We start from the raw sequence: 13,445 nt of genomic DNA, 5'->3' as shown, positions 1-13,445 counted from the left end.
CAGATTAAATCATTTGTTATCAAAATTCACTATTATAGCTGTCTTACAAGCTTTACTCGCATTTTGGTTTATGAAACCTTTATATATTATTAAAATAGGCGGCAACGTTATTGACAATTCCGAAAACCTATACCACTTTCTGAAAGACTTTACGGCTATTGACGGATACAAGATACTGGTGCATGGCGGTGGCAAAGTGGCTACCCAGCTATCTGATAAAATGGGTGTACAGACCCAGATGGTGGATGGACGGCGTATTACCGACATTGAAACACTGCGCGTGGTAACCATGGTATATGCCGGACTAATCAACAAAAACATTGTAGCCCAATTGCAACGCTTTGGCACCAATGCCATTGGTCTGACCGGTGCCGATGGTAACTTTATTAAAGCTAAAAAGCGCCCGGTTAAAACTATCGATTACGGCTTTGTGGGAGATTTGGACGGCACCTCGGTAAACGCCGAAAACATTAGCGCTTTGATGCAGGCGGGCTTCACTCCTGTATTTTGTGCCTTAACACATGATGGTGACGGGCAAATGTTGAACACGAATGCCGATACGATAGCATCGGCCTTAGCGGTGTCATTGTCTAGGCATTATGAAACTACCTTAATTTATTGCTTTGAGAAAAAAGGTGTACTGCAGGATATAGACGATGAAGATTCACTGATACGAGATATAGATCCAGCACGATATGAGGAGCTGAAGAAGCAGCAAATTATACATAGTGGCATGCTGCCCAAGCTGGATAATGCTTTTGCAGCCATTGGTAGCGGCGTAAAGGCAGTGATCATAGGCAAATCTGACGACCTTAAACAGTTTAGCAAGAATGAGCCATTTGGAACACGTTTAAGTTTATAAAATTTATGAGCACACAACACATCGCCATTTTAGGCAGCGGCAATATTGGTTTATCACTGGCAAAAGGTCTGGTTAAGGCAGGCAGGTATCAGCCGCAACAAATCACACTTACGCGCCGCAACATAGCTGCTTTAGCGCCGCTTGCTACGGAAGGCTTCATTACCACGGCAGACAATATGGAAGCTGTACAAGGTGCTGACATTATCGTTTTAGCCGTATTGCCCCAGCAGTTGAACAAATTGCTTGATGAAATAAAACCGGCCATGCAACCAGATAAGCAGTTGTATATATCGGTAATTTCAGGCGTTAACTGTCAGGATATACGACAGCATACAGGCTTGGAATTGCAGGTAGTTCGTGCTATGCCCAACACGGCCATTGCTATTGGTCACTCCATGACCTGCGTGGCTACAGATAAAGCTAACAGCGAAAATATGGAGCTGGTTAAATCTTTGTTTGACACGGTTGGCATCAGCATTCAAATTAATGAAGAACTCATGACCTCGGCTACTGCACTTTGTGCTTGTGGTATCGCTTTCTTCTTACGTTCTATCCGTGCAGCATCACAGGGCGGTACCGAAATTGGCTTTCATGCCCACGATGCTTTAAAAATGGCTGCCCAAACAGCTAAAGGGGCAGCAGATTTATTACTGCAACTGGCTTCGCATCCCGAACAGGAAATTGACAAAGTAACATCACCAAAAGGTTGTACCATTGCCGGACTGAATGAAATGGAACACAACGGCTTTAGCTCGGCCATGATTAAGGGAATTAAAATGTCAGCCGATAAAGCGGGTGTGCTTTATAAAAAGGAAGATTAAAGCGGCTGGCTGCAAATGAATTAATCTTATAATAATCTTTTGTTTACTTAGCCAATCCGTGTACATTCGCACGTTTTTACTAGATAGGTTATACCATGTTAACAGTTGAAAAAATCGGTGGCACGTCAATGAGTGCTTTGTCCGACGTCATAAAAAACATTATTACTTACAAACGTACCGGTAGCGAGCTTTATAACCGCATTTTTGTGGTGTCTGCATTTTCGGGCGTAACCAATATCTTATTAGAGAATAAGAAAACCGGCGCACCTGGTGTTTACCACCTTATTGCTAAACAGCAGGAATTTACCGAGCCGCTGAATAACTTAATTGCCCAGCTCAAGGAACTGAACCAAAAATATGTTCCGTTGGGATTAAACCTGGCCGTAGCCGATCAATTCATTGAAGATCATGTACGCCATGCCGAAGGCTTTTTAAAGCACTTATCGGGCATATTGGCTTCGGGCTATGTGAGCAACGAGGGTATTTTACAGGCCGCCCGCGAAATTTTGGCTTCTATAGGCGAAACGCATTCCGCATTTGTATTTACCAACATTTTGCAAAACATGAGCATCAACGCTACGCTGGTAGATTTGAGCGGATTTTATGATCACGAACCTTACACCATTGACCAACGTATCCGCCAGGCATTTAAAGATATTGAATTTGCAAATACGATCTGTATCGCCACAGGTTACACGAAAGGTACCGAGGGTATTATGCGCGAATTTGACCGTGGCTATTCGGAAGTAACTTTCAGTAAAATTGCCGTTGCAGTTAACCCGGCCGAGGCGATTATTCATAAAGAGTATCACTTATGTTCGGCCGATCCTGTACTGGTAGGTCAGGATCAGTGTATCCCGGTAGGTTTTACCAACTATGATGTGGCCGACCAACTGGCCGACGTAGGTATGGAAGCTATTCACCCAAAGGCTTCTAAGCCACTGGAAATTAACAACATAAACCTGCGTATCAAAAACACTTTTGAGCCAGAGCACCCCGGAACGCTGATTACCCGCGAGTATATATCGCCCGAAAAACGCGTAGAGGTAATAACCGGTACCAATAAGCTAATGATGATTGATATTTACGACCCTTTGATGGTGGGCAACGTAGGTACCGATTTACAAATTATGCAGATTTTTGCCAATCATGGGGTGAGCTACAATTTTAAAGCAACCAGTGCCAACAGCATCTCTATCGTTATTTGGCAAAAAGATTTTAAGCAAGGATTGATTGACGAACTGGAAAGCAATTTTGAAAAGATAACCTCAGAAAAGGTGGCCATGGTATGCCTGATTGGTTCCAATATGGACAAGCTAGGCTTACTGGCTCAATCATCTAAAGCCCTGGCCGAGGCTAACATTAATATCATCAGCGCCGGCTTTGCTTTGCGGAAAGTGAACATTCAATTCATTGTAGCCCGCGAAGATTTTGATAATGCGGTTATTGCCTTGAATAAAGAAATGGGTAAGTAATTTTGCGAGGTCAGTGGCGCTTAAACCGCTACTGACATCTTTTTAAGTATAGGCCAAGCGCTCAAAATGCTAATTAACGCAAAAAGAACCCCATATAATTTAATCATACCAACTGTTGTCCCGCCTATATTAAGAGAGAGAAACAATACAAGTCCCGCTAATACAGATAATAAAACATTAAGCAAAGGCAGCCAAATTAATGCTAAAATTCCTTTAAATCTGATTATATATTTAGCAACTATTAAGAACAAATAGTTGCTAAATACTAAGATCTTGACAAAATAAAAAGACTCATCTCCTTTAAAATGAGTGTATTTATGATAGTTAAAACTCCAATACCATGTGAACATTAAAATAAATGTAATGTAAAGGAGTATTGCTAATAAAATTGCTTTTTCTTTCATTAATAGAGAACATGCATATATAATAAAATATATGCATGTTCTCTATTGTAACTTTTTAAACACTAAGTTTTACCGTTATCTATTTTTGTGCATTTTTAGTTGAATTTAAACTACAAATTAAAACAAATGCATAAAATTTTACTAATTGGTTTGTTCTCAGCCGCCGGCTTGACCGTTTGCGCCCAAAAAAAGACTAAAAAACCAATAGATCATACTGTTTACGACGGATGGCAGAGTGTTGCCAACGAACGCATCAGCAATGATGGCAAATGGGTAACTTATGTCATCAAGCCACAACAGGGTGATGCCAGCCTGGTTATCACCAACGCCAAAAACTCTAATAAGCTTCAAATACCTCGTGCAGATACTGTTCGGTTTACTGCCGATAGTAAATATGCCGTATTGTTAATCCGACCGTTTTATGCGGCAACCCGCATGGCACGCATTAAAAAGAAGAAACCGGACGAGTTTCCGAAAGATACTTTAGGGTTAATCACATTGAGAAGCCAAGCGATAACCAAAGTAGCTGGCGTACGCTCGTTTAAAATGGCAGACAAGGCGTCTGTAATTGCCTACCTGGCACCATCGGATACGGTAAAAAAACCGGCTGCCAACGATACATCGCGCCGCGCTATTGCTACCACTATTGCCGCTCCTACACGCGAAGGTGCTGATTTGGTAGTTAAACAGTTAACCAACGGAAAACAACGCACTTTTAAATATGTAACCGAATATCAGCTAAGCCGTAATGGAAAGGAACTAGCATTTGCCGTGACCGCGCCGCGCCGGTCCAAAGATGCTAAATCCGGACTTTACATTTATGACATTGAAAAGGATGCAGTAAAAGAAATAAGCAACGGGCGCGGCACTTATAAAAATATTGCGTTTGACGGCTCCGGCAATCAGTTGGCGTTTACAGCCGAAAAGAACCCAGAAAAAGCACAGGTTAAACCTTATAAACTGTATTATTATAGTGTAGGTAAAGACAGTGCGCAGGTTATAGCCGGTGCAGGTTCAACCGGCATGCAACCTACATGGGCCGTAAGCGGCGACGGACGTGTGTATTTCAGCAAAAGCGGCAATAACATCTTCTTTGGCACTGCTCCCATTCCTAAACCTATTGATACCACTTTAGTAGATTTTGAAACAGCCAAGCTTGATATCTGGAATTACAAGGATGATTACCTGCAGCCACAGCAGTTAAAAAATTTGCAACGCGAATTGCGTCGTAGTTATCTGGCGGTTATTCGTCCAAATGAAAGCAACAAGTTGGTGCAGCTAGCTGATAAAGGCATTCAGGAAATTAGTTTACCCACTGACAATAACGATAGCCGCTACGCTTTGGGCGTTACCGATACTGGTGCGCGTGTGCAAGCCAGCTGGGGTAACCAGTTGCAGGAGGCTTATTTAATAGATACTAAAACCGGTGTACGCCGCCGCATCAATGCCCGCATGAAAGCCCGTTACAGCCTGTCGCCTGGGGGCAACTACGTAGTTTATTTTGATGCAGCTACACAAAACTGGTTCAGTTATGCTATTGCTACCGGCAAAACAATAAACTTAACCGGCAATACCGGCGTCAAATTTGGAGAAGAGGATAACGACGTACCAGACGATCCATCAGCTTACGGCATTTCGGGCTGGACGACCGGCGACAAGAACGTGTTGATTTATGATCGTTTCGATATCTGGAGCATCGACCCGGCCAGTGGTTCGGCCGTTAATTTGACACAGGGTTTTGGACGTAAAAACAAATTAATATTCCGTTATCCAATGGCTGGTGGTGGCCGCATGGCAGCTTTTGGTGGTGGCAGTTCCGATGAAGATGATAAATACATTTCTACAAAAAAGCCTTTATTGCTATTGACTCAAAACTTTGACAACAAACAGTGGGGCTACTATAAAGTACCGTTTGGTGGCAGTAAGGCTCCTGAAAAGATTGTGATGGCACCTTACAGCTACGCTGGTTTGCAAAAAGCTAAACAGGCCGATGTATATATTTACACCAAGCAGAGCTATACACAATCGCCCGACCTATATTTAACCTCCGATCTGAAAAAAGAAATTAAGTTAAGCGCGCTTAACCCCCAGCAATCGCAATTTAATTGGGGCACTGCCGAACTGGTTTCATGGACCACACCTAAAGGCTATGCATCTAAAGGCATATTGTACAAGCCCGAGGATTTTGATCCGACCAAAAAACACCCAATGCTTGTTTATTTTTATGAAAAGCTAAGCGACGGTTTATATAACTATGTGCCACCGGCACCTACCCCATCGCGTTTGCCTATATCATATTTTGTAAGCAATGGCTATTTAGTATTTGCGCCAGACATAAGTTATGAACGCGGCGAGCCAGGCCAATCTGCTGTTGAATTTATCAATTCGGGTGTAGAGGCATTGAAAAAGAATGCATGGGTTGACGGGCAGCACATTGGTATTCAAGGCCAAAGCTGGGGTGGCTACCAGGTAGCTTACCTGATTACCCAAACTAACATGTATGCTGCCGCCTGGGCCGGTGCACCGGTTGCCAACATGACTTCGGCATACGGCGGCATCCGTTGGGAAAGCGGAATTACGCGTGAAGGTCAGTATGAGCGCGGCCAAAGCCGTATAGGTGCTAACCTTTGGGAAAAGCCTGAACTATATATTAAAAATTCGCCTTTGTTCCAGCTACCTAAAGTACAAACACCAGTAGTTATTATGTCTAACGACGCCGACGGTGCCGTGCCATGGTATCAGGGCATCGAGATGTTTACGGCATTGCGCCGCTTGAACAAACCGGTGTGGCTGCTGCAATACAACGACGAGGCACACAACCTGGTGCAACGCCGCAACCGCAAAGACATCAGTATACGCGAAGCACAGTTTTTTGACCATTTCCTGAAAGGCGCACCCATGCCGGTATGGATGGAAAAAGGCGTTCCCGCTGTGGATAAAGGTCGGGATTGGGGTCTTGCTTTAAGCGATAGCAAATAACCTTAATATACAAATCATTAAAATAACAAAACCCTTTAGAGTCAACTCTAAAGGGTTTTGTTGCTAATATTTATACGATGTTTTATGCGGCTTTATTTAAACCTTATCACTTCTATTCCAAATAGTAATGGTTAATTTGATTTAGGCGGTCATCCAGTTCATATACCCAAGGCACAGCGGTAGGGATGTCTAGCTTAGAAACCTCTTCGTCTGATAAATTATCAATGTATTGCACCAACGCCCGCAAGCTATTACCATGAGCACAAATAATTACTTTTTGATTTTGCCGCAAAGCTGGGATAATGCTTTCATGCCAAAAAGGCAATGCACGGTTTATGGTTTCACTCAGGTTTTCCGTGAGTGGTATTTCGCGGTAGGTTAAATCATTATACCGCAAATAATGGCCCGGAAAGCGTTCATCGTCTTCGGTAATTGCCGGCGGATGCTCGTGCGGGTCGCGACGCCATTTCTGCACCTGCTCTTCGCCATATTTCTCGATGGTTTCCTTTTTGTTTAAGCCCTGTAAAGCGCCGTAAAACCGCTCGTTTAACCGCCACGATTTTTGTACGGGAATCCAAAGCATATCCATTTCATCCAACACTATGTGTAACGTTTTGATGGATCGCTTAAGCACCGAGGTAAAACCCATGTCAAAAGTATAACCGTGCTTTTTAAGCAATGCCCCTGCCCTTTGGGCCTGGTTGCGGCCTTCTTCAGATAAATCAACATCGGTCCAACCGGTGAAACGGTTCTCCTGATTCCAGACACTTTCTCCGTGACGTAATAAAACTAGCTTTTGCATATACAGTTTTTATAACCGCTAATTTGGCAATGAGTTTCTAAATTTATTGTGTATTGCAAATGAATGACTTATATTGCCATAACCAATTACAACCCTAACATAATTATGAGTGTAGAAACACCCACAACTGTGGTACTAAAGGATAGCACTGCTAATCCGGCACCACTTGGCTTATGCGCCTTTGGTTTAACCACCGTATTACTTAATATACACAACGCAGGCATTACCGAATTAAGCTCCATGATTTTAGCTATGGGCATATTTTACGGCGGCTTAGCCCAGGTAATAGCCGGCATTATTGAAGCCCGTAAAAACAACACTTTTGGGTTAACTGCATTTACTTCGTACGGCTTTTTCTGGTTATCATTGGTTGCATTAATTGTGATGCCTAAGCTGGGATGGGCAGAGCCGGCCAGTAACAACTCTATGATTGCTTATTTAAGTATATGGGGTGTATTTACGCTTTTTCTATTTTTCGGCACCCTGCGTTTAACACGTGCTTTGCAGTTCATTTTTGCATCGCTTACTTTATTATTTTTTCTGTTAGCTGCCGGGCATGTCACGCATAATGAGGCCATTGAACATTTTGCCGGTTATGAAGGCATTGTATGCGGGGCATCTGCTATTTACACAGGCATGGCCGGTGTGCTGAATGAGGTGTATGGTAAAACCGTATTGCCGGTTGGCGCTGTTAAAACAACCTAGCTTTATTTTGTAACTTTGCTTTGTGAAAGATTATAAGAAGTACTACTCTATTCCGGCAACGCCCGAAGAAATTTATCCGGCGCTAACTAACCCTTTTACTATTGAATTATGGACCGGCGAACCTGCCGAAATGTCGACAGTACCTGGAACCGAGTTTAGCATGTGGGAAGGCAGCATTGTAGGTAAAAACCTGGAATTTGAAGAAAACAAAAAAGTGGTACAACAGTGGTATTTTGATGGACAACCAGAGGCTTCCATTGTTACCATTAAATTACATGCAGATAAAAAGCATGGCACCTCTGCCGAATTGCGACATATTAATATACCGGATGAAGCATATGATGACATGGTTGAAGGCTGGAATAATTCCTATTTCAGCGGGTTAATTGAATTTTTTGAAAGTATATAACAACAAAAAGGCCGCTTATATAAGCGGCCTTTTTTATGAGGTATTGATATTTACCGATTAAAACAAGGTAAACTCTACACGACGGTTTTGCTGACGACCTGCATCAGTTTTGTTTGATGCAATTGGTTGGCTTTCACCGTAACCAACAGCTTCAATGCGTGAAGGGTTAGCGCCTTGGCTTACCAAGTAAGCTTTAACTGCCTCTGCACGATCTTTTGATAATTTCAGGTTAGCAGCGTCTGAACCAACGTTATCAGTATGACCAGCTAATTTCAAGCTAAAGTTTTTGGTGGTTAAAATGTTAGCCACACGATCTAAGCTTTGTAAAGAGCGATCTTTGATAGTAGCTTTACCAAAATCAAATTCAAGGTTTTTAATCGCATCTCTAACCACACGACGATCTTCTTCGGTTACGATAACACGGGTAACAGGAGTTGGCAGCGGACAACCTTGGCCGTCTACTTTAGTACCTGCTGGTGTGTTAGGGCATTTGTCATTCAAATCAAATACACCGTCACCATCGCTATCGGCGGTTAAACGGGCCAGGTTAGCGTTGGTAGTGTTCAAATCATTACGTAATTGCTGATTTTGTGAACGTTGATCGTCCAGTTGTGACTGTAGTGAACGCTCAGACATCATGTACTCAGCACGCATTGATGATACCGGGTTATGACGGGCCAATTGTGGTTTTGAACGTTTGCCCAAAGCAAATTCTAAACCTGCGTGTGCATAAGCAAACTTATCGTTACCGCTACCGTAGCTGTAACCGTCTAAGTTGTCGCTTTGTACAAAGTTAACTTGGTAACCTAAGTCTAAATTGATGCCTTTAGCTAAACCAATTTTCAAACCTGCACCTACCGGAATGTAAAACTGGTGCTGATCGCTGGTACGGGTAGTTGGGTTTTGAGCGCCAGAATTAGCATACAATGAAGTGCTGTAAGCCATTGAACCACCACCTACGGTTACGTAAGGTTGCAGCATGCTTTGATTGTGCAACCAGTTGATGTTGGCAACTGTAATGTTGGCACTGATATCAACAGCGTACTTAACTTTTGTTTCAAAACGGTTAAACGGAAAGTTTGCATCTGCCGGCGTAGTACCTTGTACATGACCTCTAAAGAAGTTTGCTTGCAAGCCTAATGAATGCAGTACTTGTTTTTTGATGTAACCACCGTACCCCCATCTTTCGTTAGGTGTTCTGAAATCGTTTTCTTTACCACGGAAAATGGTATAAGGCGTCATCATACCGCCGTGTACACCTACAGACCAAGTGCGGAAATTATTTGCGCCAGAAAATGGCTGAACATAATTTTTAGCAGAACCGGTAGTATCAGGAGTTTGTGCGAATAGTTGGCTGCTCATTACCACTCCTGATAGTAACAGGCCAGCTTTTTTTAATTTTTGATTCATAGTAGTCAATGTTAAATTTTATGCGCGGTTCAATACGTTGTATCGAATGGCATGCACTCCCATAGTCAACATTGATGCCACATACATAATCACTTGCAAAAACCTCACAGCTAATTGTAACAAGAATAATACATAAAAACTATGTTAAATGGCTGTTTTAAAGGCTTATCTTCTTTATCTATCGTTTATTTTGAGTTCATATTATAAGTTATCCACATATGACCCCATGAATTAGTTTTAATTCAAACCGTTTACATTACCATACAAAATACTGTATACTCATAAAGAAAAAGCCCTTCACAACCATCACTTGTATGATGTTTGCGAAGGGCTATCCAGCCTAATAAATTGGGAATTATCCAGCGCTTTTTTCCAAAGCCTGATTAATGTCGGCTATAATATCATCTACTTTCTCTAAACCGCAAGATATTCGGATTAAACCTGGCGTAATGCCTACAGCCGCACGCTGCTCATCTGTAAGTTTTGAATGCGTGGTGCTGGCTGGGTGCGAAGCAATACTGCGGCTATCGCCCAAGTTAGCCGTTACCGATAGCATTTCCAAGGCATCCAAGAATTTACGCCCGGCTTCCAATCCGCCTTTAATTTCGAAACATAAAATTCCACCACCGGCGGCCATTTGCTTTTTGGCAATTTCATACTGCGGGTGATTTGGCAAGAACGGATATTTTACCCATGATACGTTAGCGTTGGTTTCCAATGTTTCGGCAACTTTCAACGCATTTTCGCAGTGGCGCTGTAAACGGACATCCAGCGTTTCTAAACTTTTGCTTAACACCCAGGCATTAAACGGCGATAGTGCCGGACCGGTGTTGCGGCAAAACATGTAAATCTCTTTGACTAAATCTTCGCGACCTACAATTACCCCACCCATTACACGGCCCTGACCGTCAATCCATTTTGTAGCAGAATGTACTACTAAGTGCGCACCATAATCGATAGGCCGTTGCAGCAAAGGCGTCGCAAAGCAGTTGTCGACGTTTAAAATCAAATTATGCTTCTTGGCAAATTGGCCAGCCCACTCCAAATCAATAACTTCCAGTTGCGGATTGGTAGGCGTTTCCAGGTATATCATTTTGGTATTGGGCTGTACGGCAGCTTCCCAGGCGGCAACGTCGTTTGCCGGTACCAGCGTACAGGTAATGCCGTATTTAGGCAAAAACTTATTAACCACCGTAAATGTACTGCCGAAAACAGAGCTGCAGCAGAGCAAATGATCGCCTTGCTGTAACAGTGCCATCATTGATGAAAACACCGCGCTCATACCGGTTGATGTTGCAAATCCGGCGTCAGCATTTTCCAGCATACACATTTTTGCAATAAACTCATCTACGTTGGGATTGCTAAAACGACTGTAAATGTTGTCGTCCGTTTCATCAGCAAATGCAGCACGCATGGCCTCAGCCTCGTCAAAGGTAAAGCTGCTGGTTAAATATAATGGGGTAGAATGTTCTTTTTGATGCGTTTTAGGCATACGCAGGCGAATGGCCTGGGTTATAGGATCAAGATTTTCAGACATGAGTAGTATTTCTTTATTATTATTCAGCTGGGTGTACAAACACCTCTGATTTGATGGCAGCACCGGCCTTCTCAAGCGTTGCCGAAACTGAGCAATATTTATGTAGAGATAGTTCGACTGCTTTTTTGGCCTTTTCTAAATCAACGTTACCATACAAGTGAAATTCGATGGTTACATCTTGCCACAAAGACGGCTCAACACCGGCCTCGCGGTCACCCTTAATTTTCATACGGTAATCAGTTACTTCCTGACGTTGTTTTTTCAGGATGCTTAGCACATCAATAGCCGAGCAGCCGCCTAATCCCATCAGTAACATTTGCATGGGGCGTACACCATAATTTTGTCCGCCGCTTTCGGGACTGCTGTCCATTTTTACGGTATGTCCGTTTTCATCGTGGGCTTCAAAGCCATAATCGCCGCTTACACGTTCAAGCTCAATAGTAGGCATAATGTAAATTTTATGAGGCTAAAATAGGTTTTTAGTCGATAAATTTTGTAGGCTATAAGTAAAATGGCAGTATTAAGCACAAACACGCTTGTAAAAAAGCTTGTGCCGGTACGGACTCGCGTGCAATCAAATTCATATTATTTCTATAAAAATTCAGCCAGACTCCAGGTATCCGGCAAAAACATCACTGTCTATAATTAAATTGCAGCGGTTTTAACCAGTTACACTAATCTCAGTTCTCCGAATGGCACTTAACTACATCTGGATAAGTTTTTTTGTGATAGCGTTTTTTATAGCTTTAATTAAACTAGTCTTTTTAGGCGATACCGAAATTTTCAGACAGTTAGTGGAAGGTGTTTTCGACTCGTCTAAATCATCGGTGATGGATATTGCATTGCCTTTGGCCGGCACGATGGCCTTTTGGTTAGGTGTTATGCGCATTGGCGAAAAAGCAGGTGCTATCAATTTTTTGTCCCGCATTGTCAATCCATTTTTTAGACGGTTGTTTCCGGAAGTACCTAACAACCACCCCGTGGCCGGGCAAATGATGATGAATATATCGGCTAACTTACTGGGGCTCGATAATGCAGCAACGCCTATCGGGCTGAAAGCTATGGCTGGCCTGCAAGAAATTAACCCGGATAAGGAAACGGCATCTAACGCACAGATAATGTTCATGGTGCTGCATGCATCGGGGTTAACCATCCTCCCTATCAGTATTATTGCACAACGGGCCATTTTGGGCTCTAAAGACCCAACGGATATTTTCATTCCATGTATAATTGCCACCTATGTAGCTACATTGGCTGGCTTGCTGGCAGTTGCCATCAAACAAAAAATTAAGTTAACAGATAAAGTTGTACTGGGCTGGCTGGGTGGACTGACGGCATTTATTGCTTTTGTGGTATGGTATTTTGCCGTGTATTTAAGTAAAGATCAAATTAGTGCCGTATCCAAAGTGTCCAGCAATTTGCTGCTTTTCGCTATACCGGTCATATTTGTATTGGGTGGTTTACGTAAGAACATCAATGTGTTTGAAGCTTTTATTGAAGGCGCTGTAGGTGGTTTTGAAACATCTGTTAAAATAATCCCCTACCTGGTGGCCATGCTGGTTGGGGTTAGCGTGTTCAGAACGTCGGGTGCGTTGTTATACCTGGCTGATGGTTTTAAGTGGATTTTTGGGCACTTTGATATGGACACCCGGTTTACAGAAGTATTGCCTATTGCATTTTTACGTCCGCTAAGCGCATCAGGAGCCCGTGGCTTGATGCTGGACAACATGAAAGTACACGGTGCAGATAGCTTTATCGGGCATCTATCGAGCGTGTTGTATGGCGCTGCCGACACTACTTTTTACATGGTAGCTTTATACTTTGGTTCGGTTGGCATCAAAAAAACACGTTATGTGATACCTGTTAGTTTATTTGCAGATTTTGTTGGCGTTGTGGCCGCTATACTAATTGGCTATATGTTTTTTGGTTAAGTTATCATTCTTACCATCAATAAATTACCTAATTAAACATGCTTAAATATTAATACATAATTTTTCGCAGGCGAAAATATCCTTTAAATAAATTTTATTTATTTTTGATT

General features: G+C 42.6%; 12 protein-coding genes. 7 read left to right on the top strand and 5 right to left on the bottom strand.

The window, feature by feature from the left end:
- Positions 1–70 precede the first annotated feature (70 nt).
- From argB to GPM24_RS15815, 3 genes are all read left to right on the top strand, one after another.
- The gene (argB, locus tag GPM24_RS15825; RefSeq protein WP_158827915.1) at positions 71–862 is read left to right on the top strand and encodes an acetylglutamate kinase; all 792 of its coding nucleotides are present in this window, start codon (positions 71–73) and stop codon (positions 860–862) included.
- Positions 863–867: 5 nt separating this feature from the next.
- Positions 868–1,683 (top strand): pyrroline-5-carboxylate reductase, encoded by an 816-nt coding sequence (gene proC / locus GPM24_RS15820; protein WP_158827913.1) that lies wholly within the window; start codon positions 868–870, stop codon positions 1,681–1,683.
- A gap of 95 nt (positions 1,684–1,778) precedes the next feature.
- Entirely contained in the window at positions 1,779–3,158 is a 1,380-nt protein-coding gene (locus tag GPM24_RS15815) for an aspartate kinase (RefSeq protein WP_158827911.1), read from the top strand.
- Positions 3,159–3,178: 20 nt separating this feature from the next.
- Here GPM24_RS15815 and GPM24_RS15810 read toward each other — a convergent pair whose 3' ends face one another.
- A complete protein-coding gene (locus tag GPM24_RS15810; RefSeq protein ID WP_158827909.1) occupies positions 3,179–3,562 on the bottom strand; it encodes a hypothetical protein in 384 nt (127 codons plus the stop codon).
- Positions 3,563–3,688: 126 nt separating this feature from the next.
- Here GPM24_RS15810 and GPM24_RS15805 point away from each other — a divergent pair, with 126 nt between their 5' ends.
- On the top strand, positions 3,689–6,541 hold the full coding sequence (locus tag GPM24_RS15805) for a S9 family peptidase (RefSeq protein WP_158827907.1): 2,853 nt from the start codon (positions 3,689–3,691) through the stop codon (positions 6,539–6,541).
- A gap of 112 nt (positions 6,542–6,653) precedes the next feature.
- On the opposite strand, the gene gpmA is transcribed toward GPM24_RS15805, so the two are convergent.
- Complete coding sequence (gpmA, locus tag GPM24_RS15800; protein WP_158827905.1) at positions 6,654–7,343, bottom strand: 2,3-diphosphoglycerate-dependent phosphoglycerate mutase; 690 nt, start codon at positions 7,341–7,343, stop codon at positions 6,654–6,656.
- A 105-nt stretch (positions 7,344–7,448) separates the two neighbouring features.
- On the opposite strand from gpmA, the gene GPM24_RS15795 reads away from it, so the two are divergent.
- Positions 7,449–8,048: an acetate uptake transporter gene (locus GPM24_RS15795; protein ID WP_158827903.1), complete on the top strand. Its 600-nt coding sequence runs from the start codon at positions 7,449–7,451 to the stop codon at positions 8,046–8,048.
- Positions 8,049–8,070: 22 nt separating this feature from the next.
- Positions 8,071–8,457 carry an SRPBCC domain-containing protein gene (locus GPM24_RS15790; protein ID WP_158827901.1) on the top strand — a complete coding sequence of 129 codons (387 nt, stop codon included), beginning with the start codon at positions 8,071–8,073 and terminating at the stop codon, positions 8,455–8,457.
- Positions 8,458–8,514: 57 nt separating this feature from the next.
- Here GPM24_RS15790 and GPM24_RS15785 read toward each other — a convergent pair whose 3' ends face one another.
- From GPM24_RS15785 to GPM24_RS15775, 3 genes are all read right to left on the bottom strand, one after another.
- Entirely contained in the window at positions 8,515–9,867 is a 1,353-nt protein-coding gene (locus GPM24_RS15785; protein ID WP_158827900.1) for an OmpA family protein, read from the bottom strand.
- 355 nt (positions 9,868–10,222) lie between these two features.
- Positions 10,223–11,404 (bottom strand): trans-sulfuration enzyme family protein, encoded by a 1,182-nt coding sequence (locus GPM24_RS15780; RefSeq protein WP_158827898.1) that lies wholly within the window; start codon positions 11,402–11,404, stop codon positions 10,223–10,225.
- 19 nt (positions 11,405–11,423) lie between these two features.
- Positions 11,424–11,852: an OsmC family protein gene (locus tag GPM24_RS15775; RefSeq protein WP_158827896.1), complete on the bottom strand. Its 429-nt coding sequence runs from the start codon at positions 11,850–11,852 to the stop codon at positions 11,424–11,426.
- 244 nt (positions 11,853–12,096) lie between these two features.
- Between GPM24_RS15775 and GPM24_RS15770 the strand changes: the two genes are divergently transcribed.
- Positions 12,097–13,335, top strand: coding sequence for a nucleoside recognition domain-containing protein (locus tag GPM24_RS15770; RefSeq protein WP_158827895.1), 1,239 nt, complete (start codon positions 12,097–12,099; stop codon positions 13,333–13,335).
- The last annotated feature ends 110 nt before the right edge of the window (positions 13,336–13,445 follow it).

Origin of the sequence: Mucilaginibacter lacusdianchii, from assembly GCF_009770985.1 — a bacterium.
Taxonomy (GTDB): domain Bacteria; phylum Bacteroidota; class Bacteroidia; order Sphingobacteriales; family Sphingobacteriaceae; genus Mucilaginibacter; species Mucilaginibacter lacusdianchii.
This window is presented reverse-complemented; position numbering and strand designations above follow the sequence as displayed.